Below are 23,979 nucleotides of genomic sequence, written 5' to 3' on the forward strand. Positions count from 1 at the left end.
GCGATAACGCGGGACCGCCTAGAACCCTTCGGGCAAGTCGATCGGCCCGACGACCTCGCGATACCGCGCGATGGCGTAGCGATCGGTCATCCCGGCGATGAAATCGGCGATGTGGCGGCTCAGCCAGGGCTCGTCGGACGGCATCCGATCGGGCCACTCCCCCGCCATCAGCGACGGGTCGGCGTGATAGGCCCCGAACAAGCCGGCGACGACGACCCGCGCCTGGTCCGCCGCCGCGAGTTGCAGCGGGTGGTGATAGAGGTTGGCGTACATGAAACGCTTCAGCCCGCGCTCGTCCTCGCGCATCGCGTCCGAAAAGCCGATCAGCGGCCGCCCGGTATCGCGCGCATCGTCGGGTGACGTGATCCCGGATTCGGCGATGGCCGCACGGCTGGTCGCGATCAGATCGTTGACCATCGCGCCGATCTGACCGCGGATCAGCTCACCTGCCAGCCGCGACGGCGGCACCTCCGGAAAGCGGGCGCGGCACTGGTCCCAGCGCGCGGCGATCATCGGCACGCCAAGCAACTGGTCGAGGCTCAGCAGTCCGGCGCGCAGGCCGTCGTCGATGTCGTGATTGTCGTAGGCGATGTCGTCAGCGATCGCCGCGACTTGCGCCTCCAGGCTGGCATGCGTGTCGAGATCCAGCGGGAATTGCTCGTCGGCACGCGCGAGCGCCCATTGCGGGGCGTGGATCGGTCCGTTGTGTTTGGCCAATCCCTCCAGCGTCTCCCATGTCAGGTTGAGCCCGGGAAAGCGCGGATACGGGCTGTCGATCTCGGTCAGCGCGCGGAGCGTATTGCCATTGTGGTCGAACCCGCCCTGCCCGCTCAGCGCCGCCTGCAGCGCATCCTCACCCGCATGGCCGAACGGCGGGTGGCCGATATCGTGCGCAAGGCACAACGCCTCGGTCAGATCCTCGTTGAGCCCGAGCGCGCGCGCGATCGTGCGGCCGATCTGCGCGACTTCGATGCTGTGCGTCAGCCGGACGCGGAAATGGTCGCCGTCGGGCGCGAGGAACACCTGCGTCTTGTGGCGCAGCCGCCGGAAGCTGATCGAATGGACGATGCGGTCGCGGTCGCGCTGAAACGCATCGCGCGGGCCGCGCGCGGTCGTCTCGTCCTCGGGATAGAGCCGTCCCCGCGTGAGCCATGGGTCGGAGGCGTAGGGCGCGAGCTCGGGCATGCCGGGGATGTAGCTGGCGAGCGCGCTGAAATCTAACCGATACTTGCGGCCAATATTCCCCTCCCTGCAAGGGAGGGGTCAGGGGTGGGTCGAGGCGTGGCGAGACGCGACGTCAAGATGTGACGATGGCGGTATCGCGATACTTCCACCCACCCCCAGCCCCTCCCTTCCAGGGAGGGGAGCATGACGCCTATTTAGCCCCCAACCGATCGATCTTCTGCCCCTTGGTGCTCGTGAAGACGAAGCCCGACAGCCCGGCCTTACTCATGCGGTTGACGAACGCCTGCGCCTCGTCGCTGTCCTTGAACGGCCCGGTCAGGACGCGGTTGGTGGCGCGGAGCGGCGTGCTCCAGCCTTGGCGGCCGCGGAACAGGTCGGGCGCCTTCGACTGCAGCGCAGCCCAAGCCTTACGCAGGTCGCCCTCGTTCGCGCCGCCCGCGACCTGGACCCAGACGCGCGCGGGCTCGCCCTTGGTTTCGGCGTCCGCCTTGGCCTTGGCGGTCGCGGTCTTGCAGCGTGCGTCGTTCGCCTTTTCGCGCGCGGTCATCGGCTTTTTGAACTTTACGGGCGCTGCGACCTTGCCCTTCACCGGCTTGGGCGGGATCGGGCAGCCATTCTTGTCGAGCGGGGGTTCGTCATCGTCAGCGGCGACCTTGATCGGCCGGCCCCGCGCGTCGAGCTTCGGCATCTTGCCCTTCGCGGACTCCACCGCGGCGTCGGCTATCTCGCTTTTCGAAGGCTTGCGCGTGCGCGTCGTCGCGGGCTTGGCCTCCTCGACCGGCTTGACCTTGACCTCGGCGGGCGCCGCCGCCGGCGCAACGGCGGGTACCGGACGAGGTTTCGGCGTCGGCGCGGGCGGCGGCTTGTCGAGCCCGGCGACGATCCGCGCGAGCACGGTGTCCTCGCTGACCCGTGCGGTGGCGGTCGGCTGCGGCACGCCGGCTTCCGCGGCACTCGGTTGGTCGGCGGTGCCGGGGATCGGTTCGGCGGGGGTCGCGATCGGCGTATTCGCCGCGACTTCGACCGGCGCGGTCGGGGCCGGATTTAGCGCAGGAGTGGCGGGCGCTGGTGCCGGTGCGGAGCTCGACGGCATCGCCGCGCCGACGCTCACCGGGTTCGGAGTCGGCGCAGGCGTCGGCGGGGGCGCCACGGCCGCTACGGCTGGCGTTGGCGTCGGCGCCGGGGCCGGAACAGGTGCAGGTGCGGGAACCGGGCTCGGCGCAACCGCTGCGACACGGACCGGCGGCGGCAGCGTTGCCGGGGTTGGCGTCGGCGTCGCGCGCGGCGGAACATAGACCGGCGGTGCGACAGCGGCGACCTCGACCGGCTTGGCGACGACCGGTGTTCGCGCGGCGAGCGCCTGCTCGTCCTTCTTGCGCTTCTTGCGCTTGCGTCCGTCATCGACCGACGCCAGCACCACCGGCGGTGGCGCGACAACCGGCTTGGGCGCGTACGGATCGGGGCCGAGTCGCGGCAATTGCGGCACCAACTGCGCGTCGGCGACTCGCTCTGGCGTCGCGCGAGTTTCGCCGAACGTCACCGCGAACGCGCGATCGGCCGCGGCAAGCTGAGGCAGGCGGCGGAAGAAGGGCGTCAGGCCCGCGCCGAGCCCCGGCGACATCATTGTCTCGGCGATCTTCTCGGCGCCCGCCGTGTCGCCGCTCATCGCCAGGATGAACGCACGGTCGCGCCATGCCGCGCGATCGCCGGTCTTGATCAAAGGGTCGAGCAGCTTGAGCGCGTCGTCCTTCTTCCCCGAAATGCCGAGCGACAGGGCGTAACGCCGCGTCACCTCATCATCGGCGCCATCACGCAACGCCAGGCGATAGTCGCGCTGCGCCCGCTCCTGCTCGCCGATCAAATCGTAGGCGAGCCCACGATCGCCGGCATATTTGCTGGGGCTCAGCCCGCGCCGCTCGGCCTCCTGGAACCGCATCAGCGCCATGCCGGGGCGCTCGGCGCGGACCATGATGCTGCCCCAGCCTGCCTTGATCCGGGGATTGTTGGGGTCGAGCTTCTCGGCGCGGCCGAAGAAGGTCGCCGCCGCGGTGCTGTCGCCCATCCGCAGCGTCAGCTCACCCGCGGTGATCAGCGCTTCGATATCGAGCGGGTTGGCGGCCAGCAGCCGCATGTCGGCAGCGAGCGCATCGGCGTCACGATTCTCGCTCGCGGTCTGCGCCTGTGCGCCACCCGCCACCGCAAAACCGAGCGCGGCAAAGGTCAGGGTCCGGCGCAACATCATCTGGGGTGTAGCTTAAGCCGATCGCTGGCTGAACGGGAAATGATTGGCTGGGTCACAAACGCCAAAACGGGGCGCGACGGCGACGAACCGTCACACCCCGTTTCAGGATGAGACAATTACTGGTTGTTCTGGCGATGCAGGAAACGCGGGATATCCAGCGAATCCTTCTCGGCTTCCGGCTCGGACTCGCCGAACGCACCGCGTGCGACGTTCTGCATCCGCTCGAACAAGGTGCCGCCCAGCTTGACCTTGGGCGCCGGGGTTTCTTCCTCGCCCGTCGCGATGGTTGCGCCGCGATCGTTGACGTAATCGTCGTCACCGAACGTCAGGCGGGTCGGCTGTGCCGGCTCGACCTCTGCGCCGGCATCGAGCACCAGCTCGTCGGTATCGGCGGTCGGCGTGTCCAGCCCGTCCTCGGCAGTCGGCTCGACGACCGGCGCCGACAGTTCGAGCGGCTCGTCGTCCGCTGCGGTGTCGACGATCGGATCGGCGGCCGCGGTGACTTCGGGCTCGTGCGTCGGTTCGACGGCGGCGGGCGCTTCCGGCACCGACACCGGCGCAACCGCTTCGCTGCGACGGCCGAACGAGAAGGCGCGGGTGGCCGGCTCGGCGGCGGCAACCGCATTGGCGTCGGCCTCGATCCCGGTCGCGACGACCGAAACGCGGATCTTGCCTTCCAGGTCGGGGTTGAACGCCGAGCCCCAGATGATGTTGGCGTCTTCGTCGACCAGCTCGCGGATATGGTTCGCTGCTTCGTCGACTTCGAGCAGGCGCATGTCCTCGCCGCCGGTGATCGACACGATGACGCCCTTCGCGCCCTTCATGCTGACACCGTCGAGCAGCGGGTTTGCGATCGCCTTCGACGCGGCTTCGATGGCGCGGTTGTCGCCCTCGGCCTCGCCGGTACCCATCATCGCCTTGCCCATTTCCTGCATCACCGAACGGACGTCGGCGAAGTCGAGGTTGATCAGGCCGGGCATGACCATCAGGTCGGTGATGCCGCGCACGCCCTGCTGCAGCACTTCGTCGGCCATTTCAAACGCTTGCTTGAAGGTCGTGTTGGCGTTGGCGACCAGGAACAGGTTCTGGTTAGGGATGACGATCAGCGTATCGACATACTTTTGCAGCTCTTCGATGCCCGCCTCGGCCGCCTTCGCGCGGCGATTGCCTTCGAATGCGAACGGCTTGGTCACGACGCCGACGGTCAGGATGCCCGCGTCGCGCGCCGCCTTGGCGATGACCGGGGCCGCACCGGTGCCGGTGCCGCCACCCATACCGGCCGCAATGAAGCACATGTGGCTACCCTCGAGCGTCTTGGCGACCGCGTCGATCGTCTCTTCCGCCGCCGCACGGCCGATCTCCGGCCGACTGCCTGCGCCGAGGCCTTGGGTGATCTTCGCGCCGAGCTGGATCTTCTGCCCCGCCTGGCTCTGCTTGAGCGCCTGGGCGTCGGTGTTGGCGACCAGGAAGTCGACGCCCTGGACGTCGTTCTTCATCATGTTCGCGATCGCGTTGCCGCCCGCGCCACCCACACCGATCACCGCGATTCGCGGGGTCAACTCGTCAACTTCCGGCGGAAGAAATTCGACCATGTCACCTGTCTCCGTCATGTTCCCGAAAATGGGCGGGAACGCCCTATGCCCACAACTTCTTGCACCATCCCCCCTATACTATCCACCACAATTAGGGGTTCGGTGACTTATTTTGTTAATAATTCGCCCGAGCCGTGCGGATCAGGCGACGGACCATCGAAAATGGCGATGGCTTGTGTACGAGTTGCCGTTCATCCGCCGCCAACGCACGAAGATCGATCGGGTTCGTCGCGGCGTGATGGATAAGCCCAGCGAGCGTCGCGAACGCCGGTCCGGAATGCGCATCGGGCAGTCCAGCCAGCCCGCGCGGCCGGCCTACGCGCACCGATCGGCCCAGCGACGACTGCGCATAATCGGCGATGCCCTTCAGTTCCGCCCCGCCGCCGGTCAGCACGACCTGACGCCCGACATTGCCGTCGAACTTCATCGCGGTCAGCGCCTTGCCGATCTCGCCCATTAGCACTTCCAGCCGCGTGCGGATCACCGCGATCAGCTGCGCCTTGGTGATGCGCGGCCCCTCGCTCGCGCCATCCTCGGACAGCGGCGTGATCTCGATCACCTCGTGATTGTCGCGCGGTGTCGCGTTCGCACAGCCGTGGAAACATTTGATCCGTTCGGCCTGGGTACGGCTCGCGCCGAAGGTCGAGGCGATGTCGTCGGTAATGTCCGCCGCGCCCATCTGGATCGTGGTCAGCCCGACCAGCATCCCGCCCGCGAACAGCGAGACGTTGGTGATCCCCGCGCCCATTTCGACCAGCGCGGTGCCGAGTTCGCGCTCTTCCGCGCTCAAACAGGCGAGGCCCGTCGCGACCGGGGCGGCGATGATCGACTTCACCTCCAGGTGCGACTTGGCGACGCACAGGCCCACGTTGCGCACCGGCGATCCGTCGGCGGCGACGACGTGGATATGGACGCCCAGCCGATCGGCATGCAGGCCGCGCGGATCCTTGACCCCGGTCAGTCCGTCAAGCGTGTAGAGCGCCGGCTGCGCGTGGAGCACCATCCGCCCCGCCGGGTCGATCGATTCCCGCCCGGCGCGCAGCAGCGCATCGATATCGGACTGCTCGATCCGGTGCCCGCCCATCTCAAACTCGATCGAGGCGACGTCGCTGACGAGGCCGCCCGCCGAAAACCCGACCCAGACATTCTCGATATTGGTCTGCGCGATCCGTTCCGCCTGTTCGACCGCTTCGCGCACCGCGACCTCGGTCGCGCCCATATCGGCGATGCAGCCGCGCTTGACCCCGCGGCTCTCGCGCTGGCCGGTGCCGAGCACGATCAGCTCGCCGCCATCGCCCTTCTGCGCGATCATCGCGGAGACCTTCGACGACCCGATATCGAGCGCGGTGATCAGTCCTTCCGGTCCAGCCTTTGCCATATACTCCCCCTTACACGTCGTCGCGCGTCGGCGCGCGGTTCGTTGTCGTCGTCGGCTTCGCGGTCGACGTCGGTTTCGGCGTGGGCGTCCCCTGCCCACTCCCTTGATTGCTCTTGCGTACCACCATCCGCGTCGGATCGCGCAGATCGAACTTCACATAGCCGCTGCCAAGCAATTTGCTCGTGCCATCCTTTTCGGCAAACAATTTGAGCGCCTTGGCGGCTTCGTCGTCACCCTCGGGCAATGACAGCGTCTCGCCCGTGTCGAATAGCAGGTCCCAGCGCCGGTTGCCGACCCATGTCGCGGCGCGGACCTTTGGCTTGAGCGCGGGAGCGGCGACCATCAGCGTCTGATAGGCCGGTTCCTGCCGGTCGGCGCCGGGGCCGATCACCAGCGGCAGGTCGGGCATCGCGTCCGACGACACCGGTTCGAGATAGACGCCGTCGCGATCAATCAGGCTCAACTGCCCTTTGTCCTGCCACACCGCGGCGGGCGTGCGCTCGACGATGCGGATCAGCAGCGTGTCGGGCAGTCGCCGCGACACGTGCGCATCCTGTACCCAGCCATATTGCAGCAACCGGTCGCGGACGAGTTCGAGATCGACCAGCGGCATCGCGCGCGATTTCTGGTCGAGCGCGACGGCGTAGACCGTGGTGACGTCCATCCGCTTCACGCCACGCACTTCGATCTGCTCGACGCGCAGCCCCGCTTTGCCGACCTGTTCGGCGAGCGCGGTCCCGATCGCGGCGTTCGCCCCGGTCACCGCTCCAGCCGCATAGACCGCACCGCCCGCGACCAGCACGATCGTCCAGGTCGCGATCCGGCGCAGCGCGATATGGCTGAGCGGGATGCGCGCCAGGATGCGGTCGAGGATCGACGCCTTCTTCTTGCGGTTGGTCGGACGACCGCGATTGGTCGGGCGCTTGCTCATGCCAGCGCCTCGTCGACGATCATCTGGACGAGTTCGGGATAGGAAATGCCGAGATGCTTGGCCTGTTCGGGTACGAGGCTGAGCGGCGTCATGCCGGGCTGGGTGTTGACCTCGAGCAGGAACAGCCCGTCCTCGCCGCGCTCGTCGTCCCAGCGGAAATCCGACCGCGACGCACCACGACAGCCGAGCAGCCGGTGCGCTTCAAGCGCGATGCGCTTGCACGCCTCGGCGATATGATCCGGGATTTGAGCAGGGAAGACGTGCTCGGTCATCCCGTCGGTATATTTGGCGTCGTAATCGTACCAGCCCGACTTGGGTTTGAGTTCGGTCACGCCGAGCGCTTTGCCGCCCAGGATCGCAGTCGTCAGCTCGCGCCCGCGGACATAGGGTTCGGCCAGTAATTCCTCAAAATCCTGCCACGGTCCCGCCACGTCGCGGCCGATCGGGTTGCCGTAATTGCCGTCGTCGGTGACGATGGCGACGCCGACCGACGAGCCTTCGTTGACGGGCTTCAGTACGTAGGGCCGCTTGAGCGGATCGCCTTCGAACACTTCCGCCGACTTGACGATGCGGCCGCCGGGCATCGGGATGCCGTGCGGGACGAGCGCGTTCTTGGTCAGCACCTTGTCGATCGCGATCACCGAGGTGACGAGGCCCGAATGCGTGTATTTCAGCCCCATCAGCTCGAGCATACCCTGCACGCTGCCGTCCTCGCCGGGCGTGCCGTGCAGCGCGTTGAACACAACGTCGGGCTTTGCAGCGGCGAGTTTCGCGGCGACATCGCGATCCATGTCGATCGCGGTGACGCGATGCCCGAGCGATTCGAGCGCCGCGACGATGCCCTTGCCCGACATCAGCGACACTTCGCGCTCGGCCGACCAGCCGCCCATCAGGACGACGACATGCAACGGCGTACTCATGCCGACACCCCTACGCGCTGAATTTCCCACTCGAGCGTCACGCCGCTGTCCGCCTTCACCTTTGCGCGCACTTCCTCACCCAGGCCTTCGATGTCGGCGCTGGTCGCGTCGCCGAGGTTGAGGAGGAAGTTGCAGTGTTTTTCCGATACCTGCGCGTCGCCCCGGCGCAAGCCGCGACACCCCGCTTTATCGACCAATTGCCAAGCCTTGTGGCCTTCCGGATTCTTGAAGGTCGATCCGCCGGTCTTCGAGCGCAGCGGCTGCGATTCCTCGCGTGCAGCGGCGATACGGTCCATTTCGGCCTGAACGACCGCAGGTTCTTCGGGATGGCCGCGGAACGTTGCCGAGACGACGATCGCGCCGTCGGGCAGGCCGCTATGTCGATAGGTGTAACCGAGATCGCCGAGCGCCAGCGTCCGCGTCTCGCCGGAACGCAGCACGACCTCCGCCTCGACCAGTACGTCCTTCACCTCGCGGCCATAGGCGCCGCCGTTCATCCGCACGAACCCGCCCACGGTGCCGGGGATCGACCGCATGAACTCCAGTCCACCGATACCCGCGTCGCGCGCCTGCGATGTGACGAGGATGCCCGGAGCCCCGCCGCCGCATTTCAGCGTCGTGTCGTCGAGCCGCTCGACCTTGGCGAACGCCTTGCCCAGCCGCACCACGACGCCCGGCACGCCACCGTCGCGCACGATCATGTTCGAGCCCAGCCCGAGGCCCATGACAGGCACCGAGGGATCGAGCGCATAGAGGAAGGTTTCGAGATCGGCGACGTCCGCCGGCTCGAACAGCCATTCCGCCGCGCCGCCGCTTTTGAACCACACGAGCGGCGCGAGCGGCGCGCCGTGCGTCAGGCGTCCACGCACCGGGGGCATGGCGTAGCAGACGGTCACCGCCCCGCCTCAATCCCGGCGGCGAGGCCCGCCGCCCATTTGGTGATGTCGCCCGCGCCCAGGCACACGATCATGTCGCCCGGTTGCACCACGCTGGCGAGTTCGCTCGCGAGTTCCTCCGCCGAGCCGATCGTTGCCGCGGCACGATGTCCGCGCCGCTTCAGGCCATCGACCAAGGCCTGCGCATCGACGCCCTCGATCGGCTGCTCGCCCGCGGCATAGACGGGCGTCACATAGACCATGTCGGCATCGTTGAACGCCTGCTGGAAGTCCTCCATCAGATTGCCGAGCCGCGTGTAACGGTGCGGCTGGACCACGGCGATGACGCGGTTCGACACACCCTCGCGCGCCGCGGCCAGCACCGCGCGGATTTCGACCGGGTGGTGGCCGTAATCGTCGATCACGACCGCGCCGCCGACCTCGCCGACCTTGGTGAAACGGCGCTTCACGCCGGAAAACTGCTTGAAGCCCTGCTGGATCGTCGCGTCGGGTACGCCCATTTCGAGCGCGACGCCGATCGCCGACAGCGCGTTCTGGACGTTGTGCCGGCCCGGCATCGGCAGTTCGATATGCTCGATCGAGCGCGTCGTGCCGTCGCGCTGGCGGATGATCGCCTCGAACCGGTTGCCGCCGGGGATCGGGGTCACGTTGACGCCGCGAATGTCGGCCTGGGTCGAGAAGCCGTAGGTGACGATGCGCCGGTCGCGGACACGCGGCAGCACCGCCTGGACTTCGGGATGGTCGAGGCACAGTAGTGCCGCGCCGTAGAACGGCACGTTCTCGATGAACTGGACGAACGCGTCCTTGATCGCGTCGAAGCTGCCGTAATGGTCGAGATGTTCCGGGTCGATGTTGGTGACCACCGCGATCGTGCCGTCCAAGCGCAGGAAGCTGCCGTCGCTCTCGTCGGCCTCGACCACCATCCACTCGCTGTCGCCGAGCCGCGCGTTGGAGCCGTATTGATTGATGATCCCGCCGTTGATGACGGTCGGATCGATCCCGCCGGCGTCGAGCAGTGCCGCGACCATCGAGGTGGTGGTCGTCTTGCCATGCGTGCCGGCGACCGCGACGTTCGACTTCAGCCGCATCAGTTCGGCGAGCATTTCCGCGCGACGCACGACCGGAATGCGGCGTTCGAGCGCGGCCTCGACCTCCGGATTGGCGCGCTTGATCGCGGTGCTGGTCACCACCACCGCCGCGTCGCCCAGATTGTCGGCGGCATGGCCGATCTTCACGTCGATGCCCTTGTCGCGCAGCCCCTGGATGACATAGCCCTCGGCGACGTCCGACCCCTGCACCTTGTAGCCGAGATTGTGCATCACCTCGGCGATGCCGGACATGCCGATGCCGCCGATGCCGACGAAATGGATCGCACCGATGTCGGTCTTCAGGCCGGTCATATTACTACCTTCTGTGCTCCGGCGCAGGCCGGAGCGTTGGGTGCCGGGCGGCGCACCATGAGGCCAACGCTCCGGCCTGCGCCGGAGCACAGGAGCTGAGGGGCGATAACCGCCGTCATGCGTAGGCTACCTTTCCGCCGCCAGGCGTTTCGGGCTGCGCCTCGCCCACCGGCATGTCCCCTGCCGGGTTGCTGATGTTCTCGACCAGATCGGCGAGGTCGCGCGCGGCGTCGGGATGCCCGCACGAGCGTGCACGGGCGGCGGCGTTGGTCAGCGCTTCGGGATCGAGCCCGAGTTTCTGCATCTGCTTGGCGAGTTCGACCGGCGTGAACTGGCTCTGCGCGATCACCCGCGCCCCGCCCGCCTCGGCGATCTCGCGCGCATTGTCGGTCTGGTGATCGTCGGTCGCGGTCGGCAGCGGTACCAGGATCGCGGGACGCCCTGCGGCGGTCAGCTCGGCGATGGTCGAGGCGCCGGCGCGCGCGATGACGAGATGCGCCCAGGCGAGATGATCGGGCAGATCGGGCAGATACGTCGCGAGATCTGCGGCGATCTGGAGTTCGGCATACTTGGCGCGAGCCTTCTCGATGTCCTCGACCCGCGCCTGATGCGTGACCTGCAAGCGACGACGGAATTGCACCGGCAGCATCGCGAGCCCGTCCGGCACGACCGAACTCAGCACGCTCGCGCCCTGGCTCCCGCCGGTCACGAGTACGCGAAAGATGCCGTCCTCCTCGAGCAGCGGGTAGGGCTTATCGCGCAGCGCCAGCACCTCGTCGCGCACCGGGTTGCCGGTCAGCGTCACCTTGTCGCGATACTTGTCGGCCAGCCGCTCGACCTTGCCGTACGAGGTCGCGATCGCATCTACCTTCCCCGCGACCAGCCGATTGACGCGGCCCAGCACCGCATTCTGCTCGTGCACCGCGGTAGGGATGTCTTGGTTGAACGCCGCCATCAGCGCGGGCAGCGCCGGATAGCCGCCGAACCCGATCACCGCCGCCGGCTTCAACTCCCTGTACAGCTCGATCGCCTGCGCGCGGCCGGCCCACATCGCACGACCCGCGCGATACCAGCCGATCGGTCCACCCTGCACGCGGCCCGCCGGCAGGACGTGCGTCTCGACGCCCTCGAACAGCCCCGGAAAACGCACGCCGCGCTCGTCGCTGATCAGATCGACGCGATGCCCGCGCCGCTTCAGTTCCTCGGCCAAAGCCGCCGCGGGGACCATGTGCCCCCCGGTGCCGCCCGCGGCCAGCACGAACTGCCGCACTCTCGTCATTCGCCGCTCCATTTCACGACATAGGGTGAGCGGAGCACAAACGGGTTCCGGCGGGTAAAGGCAAGCAGCAACCCCATCCCGACCGACAAAGCGATCATCGACGACCCGCCATAGCTGATGAACGGCATCGTCATGCCCTTTGACGGGGCGAGGCCGGTATTGACCGCCATCGAGATCAGCGCCTGCGCACCGAACTGGATCGCGAGCCCGGCGGCGGCAAGCAGGCGGAAATCGTCCTGTTCGTCCAGCAGTTTCACGAACACGCGTACAACAATCGCCAGGAAGATGATCGCGACGATGGCACAGGCGATCAGGCCGAATTCCTCGCCGATCACCGAGAAAATGTAGTCAGTATGCGCCTCGGGCAGGCGATACTTCATCTGCCCGCCACCCGGTCCGGTGCCGAACCAGCCGCCCGCGGTCAGCGTCGCGCGCGCCGCGTTGACCTGGAAATGCTCGGCACCGTCGCCCGATCCGGGGAACAGGAAGGCGTCGATCCGCGTGCGCGCCGTCGAATAGAACAAATACGCCGCCACCACGCCGCCCAGCGCCAGCCCGCCTAGCGACAGGATGACGCGCGGGGAAATGCCGGAGATCAGCAGCAATGCGATCCACACCAGCGAAAACACCACCGTCTGGCCGAAATCGGGCTGGAGCATCAGCAGCACCGCGACCACCGCGGTCAGCCCGCCGGTCAGCAGCATCAGCACGGTCGCTGACAACCCCTCCTTGCCCTTCATCGACAGTAGCCACGCGGTCGCGACGATGAAGCAGGGCTTGAGGAATTCCGACGGCTGGAACTGCGCGATCCCGACACCGAGCCAGCGCCGCGCGCCGTTCACCGTCACCCCGGCGATCGGCACCAGCGCCAGGCAGAGCAAAAACCCCGCGCACCCGATCAACGCGAAGCGCCGCGCCTGATCGGCGGGCAGCATCGACACGATCACCAGTACCGGCAGCGACACGCACACCCACATCAGCTGCCGCCAGAAATAATAGAGCGCCGGCATATGGTGCGTCGCGTCCGAATAACGCTGGGCGGTCGCCGGCGATGCCGCCGCCACCGCCACCAGCCCGATCGCGATCAGGAACAGGGTCAGGATCAGCAGCAGCCAGTCGATGTCCCAGAACCACGAGCCCAGCGCGGAGCGATCCGCCCGCCCGCCACGCCGAGCGACGCGCGTCAGCAAGCCATCTTTTTGCGGCATGTCGTTCATGCCATCGCCTCGACGAGCCCGCGGAACGTATCGCCGCGGTCTTCATAGTCGCGGAACTGATCGAACGACGCGCAGGCCGGGGACAGCAGCACGGTGTCGCCCGGCTCGGCCGCGGCGCGCGCCAGGTCGAGCGCGTCGGTCAGGTTTTCGGCGTAAGTGGTCGGGATATCGTTCGACAGCAGATCGCGAAACAGCATCCCAGCCTCGCCGATCGTATAGGCGGCGCAGACGTGGCCGAACGACGGTCGGCACGCGTCGAGATTGTCGGTCTTGGCCTGCCCGCCCAGGATCCAGTGGATGCGGTCGAACGCCGCCAGCGCCGGCGCGGTCGAATCCGGGTTGGTCGCCTTGCTGTCGTTGACGTATGCGACGCCGTTGACGACGCCGACCCGCTCCATCCGATGCGGCAGGCCCTTGAAGCTCTCCAGTCCCGCGTCGATCGCCGCCTCGGGCACGCCGAGCGCTTGGCACGCGGCGATCGCGGCAAGCGCGTTCTGCGCATTGTGCGGTCCCTGCAGCGAGGGCCAGCGCGACTGGTCCATGCATACGCCGGGCGCGATCTTGTGGAGATGCTCGCCGCGCGACGACAAGGTCCGCGCGATCGCCGCCGAGGCAGCGTCGCCGATCCCGATCACCGCGTCGTGATCCTTCGATTGCATCGCGAACAGTCGCGCTTTCGACGCCGCATAGCCCTCGAACCCGTCATAACGGTCGAGATGATCGGGCGTGAGGTTCAGCAGCACCGCGACGTCGCAATCGAGGCTGTGGGTCAGGTCGATCTGGTAGCTCGACAGTTCGAGCACGTAGATCCCGCCGAGCGGCAACGGCTCCTCGCCCAGGATCGGCAGGCCGATATTGCCCCCGAGCCGCGCCGAGATGCCGGCGGTCTCGACGATATGATGGATCAAAGCGGTGGTCGTCGATTTGCCGTTGGTCCCGGTGATCCCGACGACGCGGTGCGAGGGCATGTATTCGCGGGCCTGCGCGAACAGTTCGATGTCGCCGATGACGGGCACGTCGGCGTCGCGCGCCTTGGCGGCGATCGGATGACGGTTGAGCGGCACACCCGGCGAGGCGACGACGCCTGCGAACCCGGTCAGATCGATCGTCGTCGGGTCGGCATAGCTCGCGCCCTCGACGTTGCGCTTCGCCTCGTCGCTATCCCAGGCAACGACCTCAGCCCCGCTCGCCAGCAACGCGCGCACCGTCGCCGCGCCCGAGCGCGCCAGCCCCAGCACCGCATAGCGTTCGCCGCGCCAGGCGGGGCACGTGATCACCGCAACTTGAGCGTCGAGAGCCCCGCCAGCGCCAGCACCAGTGCGACGATCCAGAAACGGATCACAACGGTGCTCTCAGCCCAGCCGAGCTGTTCGAAATGATGGTGGATCGGCGCCATCTTGAACACGCGCTTGCCGGTGCGCTTGTACCAGAACACCTGGATGATGACGCTCATCGCCTCGACCACGAAGAGGCCGCCGATGATGCCGAGCACGATTTCGTGATGCGCGGTGACCGCGATCGCCCCGAGCGCGCCGCCGAGCGCCAGGCTGCCGGTATCGCCCATGAAGACCGCCGCAGGCGGGGCGTTGAACCACAGAAACGCAAGGCCGGCCCCGATCATCGCCCCACAGAAGATCGCGAGGTCGCCGACGCGCGGGATGTGCGGAATGCCGAGATAATCAGCGAACTTCACGTTGCCGGCCAGGTAGACGATGATCATCAGCGTCACGCTGGCGATGATAACCGGCATCGACGCGAGCCCATCGAGCCCGTCGGTCAGGTTCACCGCATTGCCGAACCCGACGATCGTGAACGCCGCGAACGCGATGTAGAACCAGCCGAGATCGATGACGTGGCCGTTATAGAAGGGCAGGTAGAGCTGCGTGCCGTTGCGCACATTAGTGTGGACGATGATCGCACTGGCAATGCCGGCGATGACGAACTCGCCGAGCAGTCGGACCCTGCCCGAGACGCCTGCGGTGCTCGCCTTTCGTACCTTGTCGTAATCGTCGAGAAACCCGATCGTCCCGAAGCCGAGCGTCACGAACAGACAGGCCCAGACGTACGGGTTGCTGAGGTCCATCCACAACAGGATCGAGGCCGCCATGCTGGTCAGGATCATCAGCCCGCCCATCGTCGGCGTGCCGCGCTTGGCGAGGTGCGACTGCGGACCGTCGGTGCGGATCGGCTGGCCCTTGCCCTGGCGAACGCGCAGCCAGCCAATAAAGCGGGGGCCGATGATCAGGCCGATCAGCAGCGCCGTCGCCACCGCCGCGCCGACCCGGAACGTCTGGTACCGGATCAGATTGAAGCCATGGGCGAACTGGAATTGCGCAGCGAGCCAGTAGAGCATCGGACCCTAAACCTTCCCGCCTGATAACGCCGCGACGACCGCGGACAATCCCACGCCGTTCGAACCCTTGATGAGGACCGCATCCCCAGCACGCAGCATCGCCGTCAGGCGGTCGCGCGCGGTCGCGGCGTCGGGCACATGCATGACTTCGATCTGCCCTTCAAGCGCCGTGGCGAGGGGTTTCATCTTTTCGCCGACCAGGATGACCGTTTCGACGCCGGCGTCACGAACGGGGCTGGCCAGCTCGGCATGATAGGCGTCCGATTTCTCGCCCAGTTCGCGCATTTCGCCGAGCACTGCGAGCTTGCGGCCTTCCTCCGCGCCCAGCACCGCGAGCGTCGCGCGCATCGAGGCGGGATTGGCGTTGTAGCTTTCGTCGATCACCAGCGCCGTGCCGTCGCCGACCGTCACGGTGAAGCGGTCGCCCCGCCCCGCTAGCCCGCCAAGCTCGGCCAAAGCGAGCCCCGCCAGCGCGAGATCGCCGCCGACCGCATCGACCGCCGCGAGGACGGCGAGCGAGTTGCTGACCCAATGTTGGCCGGGCTGGGAGATGGTGTAGCTCAGTTCCCGCTCGCCGACGCGCGCGGTAACGAAGGTACCGCCGCTAGCGGTGCGGATCGCTTCGAGCGCGGCGACGTCCGCGCCTGCGTCTAGCCCAAACGTCACGATCTTGGCAGCATGCGGCTGCGCGTGACCGATCAGCCGGTCGCGGTGCGGGCTGTCATAGGGGATAATCGCGACGCCGCCGGGTTCCAGCCCCTGGAAAATCTCTCCCTTGGCATCGGCGATCGCGCTTTCGTCGGGGAAGAAGGCGGCGTGCGCAGGCGCGATCGCAGTGACGATCGCGACGTGCGGACGAACCAGCGTGGTCAGATGCGCGAGTTCGCCGGGATGGTTCATCCCCATCTCGAACACGCCGTAATCGACCTCGGCTGGCATCCGCGACAAACTGAGCGGGACGCCGGTATGGTTGTTGTAGCTCTTGACCGATCGATGCGCCGATTTGCTCGGCGACCGGTCGAGCGCAGCAAATAGCGCCTCCTTGGTCCCGGTTTTGCCCGCCGATCCTGTAACGCCGATGATCCGTGCATGCGTCCGCGCCCGCGACGCCTTGGCCAGCGCCTCCAGCCCAGCGAAGGTATCCGCCACTTGCACGTGAGGATGCGCGGTAGGCCGGCTGACCAACGCCCCCGCCGCCCCGCGCTCGAACGCCTGGTCGAGGAACCGGTGGCCATCGGTCGCCTCGCCGGTCATCGCGATGAACAGATCGCCCGGCCCGACCTCGCGCGAATCGAACGTCACCCCTGAAACGTCGAACGCCGCCGAAGCGGCGCCGCCGGCTGCTTCGGCGATTTGCTGGGAGGCCCACAGACTCATGTCGCGGCCGCCTCTCGCGCGACGGTCACGTCGTCGAACGGCAGGACGAGGTCGCCGACGATCTGCCCCTGCTCATGTCCCTTGCCCGCGACCAGCACGATGTCCGCGGGACCCGCGACCGCCACCGCCTCGCCGATCGCGCGGCGACGGTCGCCGATCTCGGTCGCGTCGGGCGCGCCCTTCAGCACCTCGGCGCGGATCTCGGCGGGGTCTTCGCTGCGCGGATTGTCGTCGGTCACGATCACCATGTCGCCGTAGCGTGCGGCAATCTCTCCCATCAACTCGCGCTTGCCGTGATCGCGGTCGCCCCCTGCACCAAATACGACGATCAGACGCCCGGCGGTGTGCGGCTTCAGCGCAGCGATGGCCGCTTCGAGCGCGTCGGGCGTGTGCGCATAATCGACATAGACCGGCGCGCCGGCGCGATTGATGACCGCGCGCTCCAACCGCCCGCGCACCGGCTGCAGCCGCGACAGGTTCTGGATCGTCTGCGCGACGTCGCCGCCGGTCGCTATCACCAGTCCCGCCGCGGTCAGCGCGTTCGCGGCCTGATAGGCACCTATGAGCGGCAGGTTGACCTTGTGCGCCTGCCCGTCATGCTCGATCGTCAGCCCCTGCCCCAGCAAGGTCGGGTCGCGCCCGACCAGCTTGAGCGTGCCGCCGCGCTCACCGACCGTGATGATCCGCTGCCGCCGCGCATGGGCGAGATCGACGACGCGCGCCGCCTGCGGGTCGTCGGCCCACACCACCGCTGTCCCGTCCGCATCGAGCACTTCGGCAAACAGGCGCAGCTTCGCGGTCAGGTAATTGGCCATGTCGCCATGATAGTCGAGATGGTCGCGGCTGAGGTTGGTGAAGGCGGCCGCCGACACCTTCAGCCCCTCGGTGCGATACTGGCTCAGCCCATGGCTCGACGCCTCGAACGCGACATGGGTTATACCCTCACGCGCCAACCCGGCCACATTCGACAGGAACGTGACGACGTCGGGCGTGGTCAGCCCGGTCAGCACGCTGTCGTCGGCCGTGGTCACGCCCAGCGTCCCGATCGACGCGGCGTTGAGCCCGGTCATCCGCCAGAGCTGCCGCGTCATCTCGACCGTGGAGGTCTTGCCGTTGGTGCCGGTCACCGCGACCGCATAGTCGGGGAACGGCGCGAAAAACTTGGCGGCGAGGTGCGCGAATTCCTGGCGCGGATTGTCTGCGGCGATGTGCAGCGCGCCCTCGACGGTCACCCCCGGCCGCGCGACCACCGCGATCGCGCCCGACGCCACCGCCGCCGCGATATAATCCTCGCCATTGACCTTGGCGCCTTCGAACGCGCCGAAGATCGTGCCGGGCGCGACTTTCCGATGGTCGATCGCGAAGCCGGTGACGCTGGCGTCGCCGCCGCCCGACACCAGCCCGCCGAGTTTCATTCGGGATCCACCGTCGATTTGGCTTTCTCTTCGCCGGGGCGGCGCCAGACCATCGCCTGCAATCCGCTGACGTCGATGTCGCGCGTCGCGTCGGGCGTCACGCCCAGCATCGGTCCGGCGCGCAGGATGAAGCGGCTGACGACGGGGGCCGCCGTGTAGGCGGCGGTGTTCACGGCACCGTTCGGCGAGTCGAGCATCACGATCACCACATAGCGCGGTGCGTCCATCGGAAAAGCCGCCGCGAACGTCGAAACGTTGGCGCGCTTCGAATAGCCGCCACCGGTCGCGACTTCGGCGGTACCGGTCTTGCCCCCAACGCGGAAGCCGGCGGCATCGGCATTGCGGCCGGTGCCTTCGAGCACGACGAGGCGGAGCAATTGACGCATGCGGTCGCTGGTCGCCTGGCTGATCACGCGGCGGCCGGGGATCGCCTGGCCGTCGGCGACCTTCATGAGGGTCGCCGGATGCCAGACCCCACCGTTCACGAGCGCGGCATAAGCGGCGGCGAGGTGCAGCGGCGTCACCGCGATGCCATGGCCGTACGCGGTGGTCATCGTGGTGATGCGGCTGAACTTCGCCGGGAACAGCGTGCGGCCGCGCGCGGGCAGCTCGAACGGCATCGGCTGGTCGAAGCCCATCAGGCGGAACATGTGCGACAGCCGATCGCCGCCCACTTCGTCGGCGATCCGCGCGGTCGCGATGTTCGACGAATGGATCAAAGTCTCCGGGATATCGAGCCAGCGGTTCTGGCCGTCATGATCGTGTATCTTGAACCCGTCGATCGACAGCGGCTGGGTCGCGTCGAAGCGCCGCGCCATCGAGGTCACGGTCCCGCTATCGATCGCAGCAGCCATTGTGATCGGCTTGAACGTCGATCCGAGCTCGTACGCCGCGGTCGTTACGCGATTGAAGAACGGCCCAGGAATCTCGCGGCCCTCGGGTGTACGCGTTGGCGCGGGCGCGGCACCGGGGTTGTTGGGGTTGAAGGTCGGGAACGACGCCAGCGCCATGATCTCGCCGGTCTTGACGTCGAGCACCACGCCCGCCCCGCCCTTTGCCTTCAGCGCGACGACTTGCTGGCCGAGTTCGTTTTCCAGCGCCGACTGCGCACGCAGGTCGATCGAAAGCGCGACCGGTTGGCCGTTCTTGGTCGGGTCGGTCAGGCGGGTGTCGAGCGCGCGCTCCATGCCCGACGCACCCTTGCCGCTCATGTCGAGGAAGCCGAGCACGGGCGCGGCGAGTTCGGACTGCGGATAGAGCCGCTGCGGCTCGCGCTCGAACACGATGGCGGGCTCGCCGATCGCGTTGACTTCGGTGACGAGCGACGCCGAGGCGTCGCGCTCGATATAGGCGAAATTGTTGCCCGCGAGCTGCGCGTAGATCTTGTTCTCGTCGAGGCCCAGGATGCCGGCGAGCCGTTGCGCGATGTCGCGCTTGTCGCCGAGGATTTGCTCGGGATGCACCCCGATCGCCCAGGCGTCGATCGTCCGCGCGAGCGGCGCGCCGTTGCGATCGACGATATCGCCGCGCGAGACGCGCCCGCCGATCGTCTTGGCCGATGCGGGACCCGCAAACACCGCGAAAAAGGTAAGCTTCGTCAGCACGATGCCGACGGCGAACCCGTAGAGAAGCATCATGATCATCAACCGCTTCTGGGCGGTTGCGCGGGACATGCCGCGATCGTCGGTTAGTCTGCGCGGCGAGAGCGGCCGCGCGATCGTGGTCGTCATTGGCGGCTGCCGTCGGCGCCGACGCGGCGCATCAGGTCGCCGAGCGATGAACCGCCCATGATGCGGCGGTCGAGCATCGCCATTTGCGCGCGTGGCTTGGCGGCGGGCTTTACGACCGCGACGGTGGTCGCGACAGCGGGCTTAGCCTTGGGCGCGGCGGCGGGCGCCACGGTCACGGTGACCGAGGCCGGGGTGGTTTCGATGGTGGCGGCGGGCGCACTCGGAATCACCGCCGCGTTCTGGACTTGCGGCTGGCCGCTGTCGAGCATCGCGAGCTGCGCATCGTCACGAACGTATTGCGCGGCGGTCGGCGCCGACAGCTTGAGCGTGTCGCCGTTCCAGCGCTGCAGCTGCGCCAGGTTCGCACGCGTGTCGAATTCGGTTTCGAGCGCGCGGATGTCGCGCTGCGTCGTGGCGATCGCGCGCTCGACATCGGCCAGCTTGTTGCGCTCGGCGGCGACGCGCGACGACATCAGGTAGCAGCCCAGGATCACGCCCACGCAGAGCACGAACCAGCCGAACCAACGAAACCGATTCACCACGACCATCACGCTTCTCCCGCCCAGGGTGCCGCCGCCGTCCGATGCGCCACCCGCAATGTTGCCGACCGCGCGCGGGGATTCGCCGCGATCTCCCCCTCGCCGGCGCGCACCGCGCGGCCGACCTTTTCGAAACTTGCCGCTGCCTGAGCGGCGGCCGGCGGCAGATGCCGCGACCCCGCCGGCGTGGATCCGCTGCGTTCGCGGAAGAAGCGCTTGACCAGCCGGTCCTCGAGGCTGTGGAACGTCACCACCGCCAGCCGCCCGCCGGGCTTCAGCACGCGCTCCGCAGCGGCGAGGCCGTCAGACAGCTCGCCCAACTCGCGGTTGATATGGATGCGGATCGCCTGGAAGGTCCGCGTCGCCGGGTCCTTCTTGTCATGCGGTTTGTGGCCCAACGCCTTGCGCACGACGGTCGCGAGTTCCCCGGTCGTCGTCAGCGGCCGCGCCGCGACGATCGCGCGGGCGACCCGGCGGCTCTTGGGCTCGTCGCCGTACTGATAGATGACGTCGGCGATCTGCTCTTCGGCCGCGGTGTTGAGGAAATCCGCCGCGCTCTCGCCCGACTGGCTCATCCGCATGTCGAGCGGACCATCGGCCTGGAACGAGAAGCCACGCTCGGCCTGATCGAGCTGCATCGACGACACGCCGATGTCCATCACCACGCCATCGACCGGCGTCGCATCGCGCGCATCGAGCTCACTCTCCATCGCGGAGAACGGCGCCTCGATGAGCGTGAAGCGATCGCTGGTGGCCAAGAGGGGTAGGCCACCAGCGATCGCAGCCGGATCGCGATCGAACGCGAACACGGAAACGCCGGCGGCAAGCAATGCTCGCGTGTAGCCGCCGGCGCCGAACGTGGCATCGACATGGCGCTCACCCGGGGTGGGGAGGAGCGCGTCGATCACCGCATCGAGGAGAACGGGAATATGAGGGGTGGCCGTGCTCACAACAGGCCCTTTTCTTCGAGCGCGCCGCGGCACGCATCTTTCATCACTTCCGGCGCGTGGGGGTCGGCCAGCAGCGTTTCGGGGTCCCAGATTTCGAACGAATGGATCGAACCGTAGAAGAAGGCGTGCTTGGTGATGTTCGCCTTGCGCTTGTGCCAACCGACCAGGACGCAGCGGCCGGTCGAATCGAACCCGACCATCTCGCCGCCGCCCGACAAGCGCCGCAGCTGGCTGTCGTCGGGGTCGCCATTCTCGTCGAGGCGTTCGAGCGAGGTGCGGGTCGCACGCGCGATCTCTTCGTCGAAGCGCGCCTGGTCGTAGCCGACCAGGCACTGGTATTTGGGATGGACGGCGATGCGGACGGTCGGGCCGGCCTTCAGCGTCTCGGGATCGCTGTTGGCGATGATCGCGTCGCGGAACTTGGCAGGAATCGACACGCGCGATTTATCATCGACCGATTGCAGTGCCGTACCGGTGTATATCCCACGACCAGCCACGCTTCGACCCCGACCCCAAAAACACGCACGCCTTCCCCGTCGCGGAAATGGCCCCTGCCACCTCCGACGCGATACGAATCAATGGGTAAGAACGCCCCTCTTGCTGCCCGAAGGCGTATCAAGGGACGGCATGGGATACAATGGTAATCTTTGGGGTTCTATGGGCTATTTCGCCCACCAGATCGCTAAGTCACTCTAACTCGGCCAAAAGATTCTTCCCCGAATTCGCAGGGTTCGACCAAAGTCGATGCGCGCGCGTGCGCGAAAACGGCGGAAACGCGTGGGGCCGGCCGCGCCGTGGGGGAAATTCCCATGACGCCTCCACATCGACTGCAATGTCGGGCGGTCACGGCTTGGTCGGAGTCGGCGAGGCGGCCGGGGCGACGCCGATTTCGGCGAGCGGTTCGCTGGTCGGCGCGGCACTGGGCACGGCGCCATTGGAAGCGGTCAGATTAGCCGCCACGTCCGCCTTGGGCGCACCAACGGCGGTCCCGGGTTTCTCGCGACTGACGATCCCGAAGATCGTCGCCGCCAACCCGATCATCAGCAACACCGAAGCAAGGCCGATCACGCCCACCTTCACGCGCTGCATCGTCTGTATTGAATCGCGAACCATTATTTTCATGTGTGGCAATTTTGTAACGGATTAATCCAGGTTTGTCGACCTTGCAGATAGCACGGCCCGTCGCATCAGGCGGGAACCAATCCTTTGGACGCCAACCAGGCGTTGTTGTAGAGCGTCGAAAGGTAGCGGAATCCGGTGTCGCACAGGATCGTCGCGACCCGGCTGCCCGGTCCCAATTGCTTTGCCAGCCGCACCGCGCCCGCGACGTTGATTCCCGACGACAGGCCCATGCACAGGCCTTCCTCGTCAAGCAGTCGCCGCACCCATTCATACCCCTCGGCATCCGAAATGCGGAACTGCGTATCGATCGGCGCGCCTTCCAGATTGGCGGTGATCCGCCCCTGCCCGATCCCTTCGGCGACCGACGAGCCCTCGCTATGCAACTCGCCGCACGCATAATAATCGTACAGCGCCGCGCCATGTGGGTCGCTCAGCGCGATCACGACCTTCTCGTCCTTGGCCTTCAGCCCCAGCCCGACCCCGCCCAGCGTCCCGCCGGTCCCGACCGAACAAGTGAAGCCGTCGATCCGCCCGTCCATCTGGTCCCAAATCTCTTCCGCCGTGCCGACGATATGCGCCTTACGGTTCGCGACATTGTCGAATTGGTTCGCCCAGACCGCGTTGGGGGTTTCTTCGGCAATCCGCCGGCTAGTGTGCACGAAATGCGCGCAATTGGCGTAGGGCGCGGCGGGCACCAGCACGAGTTCGGCGCCGAGCGCGCGCAGCGTGTCCATCTTCTCGCGGCTCTGCGTCTCGGGCATGACGATGATCGTCTTGTAGCCCTTGGCGTTGGCGACCAGCGCCAGACCGATGCCGGTATTCCCCGCCGTTCCTTCGACGATCGTCCCGCCCGGCTTGAGCAGCCCGCGCTCCTCGGCATCCTGCACGATGAACAGCGCCGCGCGATCCTTCACGCTGGCGCCGGGATTGGCGAACTCGCACTTACCGTAGATGTCGGCGCCCGCGGCCTCGCTCGGCCCCTTGAGCCGGACGAGCGGCGTATTGCCGATGAGCGAGAGCGTGTCGGGAACGATGGTCATGCACGAATAGATAGGCCGGCGCGCGGCGGGGGCAACAAAGTTTCCTGTGCTCCTGCGAAAGCAGGAGCCTAGGGCCAAGCAGCGCCGCGTTCGCAGATCATCCGGGGCTCCTGCCTTCTCAGGAGCGCGAGAATTACTCAGTGAAAGACCGGCATCGCCTTCAGCCAATCGACACCCATCGCACGCAACTCGCGGCGGATCGGCATCACCGCCAAGTTGTCGCCGGGCGTCGTGCGGATCGCGGCGAGCAAGCGGTGCAGCGTCACCGCGATGGCCTCGGCGCGGTCGATGATCGCGCGCTCGGCTTGCTCCGTACGCATCGTATCGAGCGCCCAGTGGAGCTGCGCGACGCTGCCCGGCGGCATGGCGCCTTGCGCGAAATACGCCTCATCGACCGTGTCGAACACGGCTCG

21 protein-coding genes are annotated in these 23,979 nt (G+C 67.2%); all 21 read right to left on the reverse strand.

The annotated features are described in order from the left end of the window. Positions 1 to 18 precede the first annotated feature (18 nt). The 21 genes from FPZ24_RS11145 to FPZ24_RS11245 all read right to left on the reverse strand — a co-directional run bounded on the left by FPZ24_RS11145 (position 19) and on the right by FPZ24_RS11245 (position 23,973). Entirely contained in the window at positions 19 to 1,185 is a 1,167-nt protein-coding gene (locus FPZ24_RS11145) for a deoxyguanosinetriphosphate triphosphohydrolase (RefSeq protein WP_146571994.1), read from the reverse strand. A 190-nt stretch (positions 1,186 to 1,375) separates the two neighbouring features. Then, positions 1,376 to 3,427: an SPOR domain-containing protein gene (locus FPZ24_RS11150; RefSeq protein WP_146571996.1), complete on the reverse strand. Its 2,052-nt coding sequence runs from the start codon at positions 3,425 to 3,427 to the stop codon at positions 1,376 to 1,378. A 116-nt stretch (positions 3,428 to 3,543) separates the two neighbouring features. After that, entirely contained in the window at positions 3,544 to 5,019 is a 1,476-nt protein-coding gene (gene ftsZ / locus FPZ24_RS11155) for a cell division protein FtsZ (RefSeq protein WP_146571999.1), read from the reverse strand. A gap of 115 nt (positions 5,020 to 5,134) precedes the next feature. Beyond that, positions 5,135 to 6,397, reverse strand: coding sequence for a cell division protein FtsA (ftsA, locus tag FPZ24_RS11160; RefSeq protein ID WP_146572001.1), 1,263 nt, complete (start codon positions 6,395 to 6,397; stop codon positions 5,135 to 5,137). Positions 6,398 to 6,407: 10 nt separating this feature from the next. Beyond that, positions 6,408 to 7,328: a cell division protein FtsQ/DivIB gene (locus FPZ24_RS11165; RefSeq protein ID WP_146572003.1), complete on the reverse strand. Its 921-nt coding sequence runs from the start codon at positions 7,326 to 7,328 to the stop codon at positions 6,408 to 6,410. After that, on the reverse strand, positions 7,325 to 8,248 hold the full coding sequence (locus tag FPZ24_RS11170; RefSeq protein WP_186728781.1) for a D-alanine--D-alanine ligase: 924 nt from the start codon (positions 8,246 to 8,248) through the stop codon (positions 7,325 to 7,327). Before FPZ24_RS11170 ends, FPZ24_RS11165 begins: the two co-directional genes overlap by 4 nt. After that, positions 8,245 to 9,126 (reverse strand): UDP-N-acetylmuramate dehydrogenase, encoded by an 882-nt coding sequence (gene murB / locus FPZ24_RS11175; protein WP_146574428.1) that lies wholly within the window; start codon positions 9,124 to 9,126, stop codon positions 8,245 to 8,247. Before murB ends, FPZ24_RS11170 begins: the two co-directional genes overlap by 4 nt. A 14-nt stretch (positions 9,127 to 9,140) precedes the next feature. Then, positions 9,141 to 10,544 carry a UDP-N-acetylmuramate--L-alanine ligase gene (gene murC, locus FPZ24_RS11180; RefSeq protein WP_146572005.1) on the reverse strand — a complete coding sequence of 468 codons (1,404 nt, stop codon included), beginning with the start codon at positions 10,542 to 10,544 and terminating at the stop codon, positions 9,141 to 9,143. A gap of 115 nt (positions 10,545 to 10,659) precedes the next feature. After that, positions 10,660 to 11,823: an undecaprenyldiphospho-muramoylpentapeptide beta-N-acetylglucosaminyltransferase gene (gene murG, locus FPZ24_RS11185; RefSeq protein ID WP_146572007.1), complete on the reverse strand. Its 1,164-nt coding sequence runs from the start codon at positions 11,821 to 11,823 to the stop codon at positions 10,660 to 10,662. Then, entirely contained in the window at positions 11,820 to 13,040 is a 1,221-nt protein-coding gene (locus FPZ24_RS11190) for an FtsW/RodA/SpoVE family cell cycle protein (RefSeq protein WP_146572009.1), read from the reverse strand. Before FPZ24_RS11190 ends, murG begins: the two co-directional genes overlap by 4 nt. Further along, positions 13,037 to 14,317 (reverse strand): UDP-N-acetylmuramoyl-L-alanine--D-glutamate ligase, encoded by a 1,281-nt coding sequence (gene murD / locus FPZ24_RS11195; RefSeq protein ID WP_146572011.1) that lies wholly within the window; start codon positions 14,315 to 14,317, stop codon positions 13,037 to 13,039. The genes FPZ24_RS11190 and murD overlap by 4 nt, the downstream gene beginning before the upstream one ends. Further along, the gene (mraY, locus tag FPZ24_RS11200; RefSeq protein ID WP_146572013.1) at positions 14,314 to 15,393 is read right to left on the reverse strand and encodes a phospho-N-acetylmuramoyl-pentapeptide-transferase; all 1,080 of its coding nucleotides are present in this window, start codon (positions 15,391 to 15,393) and stop codon (positions 14,314 to 14,316) included. The genes murD and mraY overlap by 4 nt, the downstream gene beginning before the upstream one ends. A gap of 6 nt (positions 15,394 to 15,399) precedes the next feature. Continuing rightward, complete coding sequence (locus FPZ24_RS11205; RefSeq protein ID WP_146572015.1) at positions 15,400 to 16,770, reverse strand: UDP-N-acetylmuramoyl-tripeptide--D-alanyl-D-alanine ligase; 1,371 nt, start codon at positions 16,768 to 16,770, stop codon at positions 15,400 to 15,402. Beyond that, a complete protein-coding gene (locus FPZ24_RS11210) occupies positions 16,767 to 18,185 on the reverse strand; it encodes a UDP-N-acetylmuramoyl-L-alanyl-D-glutamate--2,6-diaminopimelate ligase (RefSeq protein WP_146572017.1) in 1,419 nt (472 codons plus the stop codon). The genes FPZ24_RS11205 and FPZ24_RS11210 overlap by 4 nt, the downstream gene beginning before the upstream one ends. Further along, positions 18,182 to 19,915, reverse strand: a complete 1,734-nt coding sequence (locus FPZ24_RS11215) for a peptidoglycan D,D-transpeptidase FtsI family protein (RefSeq protein ID WP_146572019.1) — start codon at positions 19,913 to 19,915, stop codon at positions 18,182 to 18,184. The genes FPZ24_RS11210 and FPZ24_RS11215 overlap by 4 nt, the downstream gene beginning before the upstream one ends. Then, positions 19,912 to 20,463, reverse strand: a complete 552-nt coding sequence (locus FPZ24_RS11220; RefSeq protein ID WP_146572021.1) for a hypothetical protein — start codon at positions 20,461 to 20,463, stop codon at positions 19,912 to 19,914. Before FPZ24_RS11220 ends, FPZ24_RS11215 begins: the two co-directional genes overlap by 4 nt. Continuing rightward, on the reverse strand, positions 20,463 to 21,404 hold the full coding sequence (rsmH, locus tag FPZ24_RS11225; protein ID WP_146572024.1) for a 16S rRNA (cytosine(1402)-N(4))-methyltransferase RsmH: 942 nt from the start codon (positions 21,402 to 21,404) through the stop codon (positions 20,463 to 20,465). Before rsmH ends, FPZ24_RS11220 begins: the two co-directional genes overlap by 1 nt. Continuing rightward, positions 21,401 to 21,841: a division/cell wall cluster transcriptional repressor MraZ gene (locus tag FPZ24_RS11230; protein ID WP_240047432.1), complete on the reverse strand. Its 441-nt coding sequence runs from the start codon at positions 21,839 to 21,841 to the stop codon at positions 21,401 to 21,403. The genes rsmH and FPZ24_RS11230 overlap by 4 nt, the downstream gene beginning before the upstream one ends. Before the next feature lie 406 nt (positions 21,842 to 22,247). Next, positions 22,248 to 22,526: a hypothetical protein gene (locus FPZ24_RS11235; protein WP_240047433.1), complete on the reverse strand. Its 279-nt coding sequence runs from the start codon at positions 22,524 to 22,526 to the stop codon at positions 22,248 to 22,250. A gap of 65 nt (positions 22,527 to 22,591) precedes the next feature. After that, positions 22,592 to 23,566 (reverse strand): cysteine synthase A, encoded by a 975-nt coding sequence (locus FPZ24_RS11240; protein ID WP_146572029.1) that lies wholly within the window; start codon positions 23,564 to 23,566, stop codon positions 22,592 to 22,594. Positions 23,567 to 23,703: 137 nt separating this feature from the next. After that, the gene (locus FPZ24_RS11245) at positions 23,704 to 23,973 is read right to left on the reverse strand and encodes a hypothetical protein (protein WP_146572031.1); all 270 of its coding nucleotides are present in this window, start codon (positions 23,971 to 23,973) and stop codon (positions 23,704 to 23,706) included. Positions 23,974 to 23,979 lie beyond the last annotated feature (6 nt).

It is taken from the genome of Sphingomonas panacisoli, from assembly GCF_007859635.1.
Classification (GTDB): domain Bacteria; phylum Pseudomonadota; class Alphaproteobacteria; order Sphingomonadales; family Sphingomonadaceae; genus Sphingomonas; species Sphingomonas panacisoli.

Coding starts and splice junctions, on each gene's coding strand:
- FPZ24_RS11145 (WP_146571994.1), bottom strand. CDS start 1,185: ATGCCCGAGCTCGCGCCCTACGCCTCCGACCCATGGCTCACGCGGGGA.
- FPZ24_RS11150 (WP_146571996.1), bottom strand. CDS start 3,427: ATGATGTTGCGCCGGACCCTGACCTTTGCCGCGCTCGGTTTTGCGGTG.
- ftsZ (WP_146571999.1), bottom strand. CDS start 5,019: ATGGTCGAATTTCTTCCGCCGGAAGTTGACGAGTTGACCCCGCGAATC.
- ftsA (WP_146572001.1), bottom strand. CDS start 6,397: ATGGCAAAGGCTGGACCGGAAGGACTGATCACCGCGCTCGATATCGGG.
- FPZ24_RS11165 (WP_146572003.1), bottom strand. CDS start 7,328: ATGAGCAAGCGCCCGACCAATCGCGGTCGTCCGACCAACCGCAAGAAG.
- FPZ24_RS11170 (WP_186728781.1), bottom strand. CDS start 8,248: ATGAGTACGCCGTTGCATGTCGTCGTCCTGATGGGCGGCTGGTCGGCC.
- murB (WP_146574428.1), bottom strand. CDS start 9,126: ATGCCCCCGGTGCGTGGACGCCTGACGCACGGCGCGCCGCTCGCGCCG.
- murC (WP_146572005.1), bottom strand. CDS start 10,544: ATGACCGGCCTGAAGACCGACATCGGTGCGATCCATTTCGTCGGCATC.
- murG (WP_146572007.1), bottom strand. CDS start 11,823: ATGACGAGAGTGCGGCAGTTCGTGCTGGCCGCGGGCGGCACCGGGGGG.
- FPZ24_RS11190 (WP_146572009.1), bottom strand. CDS start 13,040: ATGAACGACATGCCGCAAAAAGATGGCTTGCTGACGCGCGTCGCTCGG.
- mraY (WP_146572013.1), bottom strand. CDS start 15,393: ATGCTCTACTGGCTCGCTGCGCAATTCCAGTTCGCCCATGGCTTCAAT.
- FPZ24_RS11205 (WP_146572015.1), bottom strand. CDS start 16,770: ATGAGTCTGTGGGCCTCCCAGCAAATCGCCGAAGCAGCCGGCGGCGCC.
- FPZ24_RS11210 (WP_146572017.1), bottom strand. CDS start 18,185: ATGAAACTCGGCGGGCTGGTGTCGGGCGGCGGCGACGCCAGCGTCACC.
- FPZ24_RS11215 (WP_146572019.1), bottom strand. CDS start 19,915: ATGACGACCACGATCGCGCGGCCGCTCTCGCCGCGCAGACTAACCGAC.
- FPZ24_RS11220 (WP_146572021.1), bottom strand. CDS start 20,463: ATGGTCGTGGTGAATCGGTTTCGTTGGTTCGGCTGGTTCGTGCTCTGC.
- FPZ24_RS11235 (WP_240047433.1), bottom strand. CDS start 22,526: ATGAAAATAATGGTTCGCGATTCAATACAGACGATGCAGCGCGTGAAG.
- FPZ24_RS11240 (WP_146572029.1), bottom strand. CDS start 23,566: ATGACCATCGTTCCCGACACGCTCTCGCTCATCGGCAATACGCCGCTC.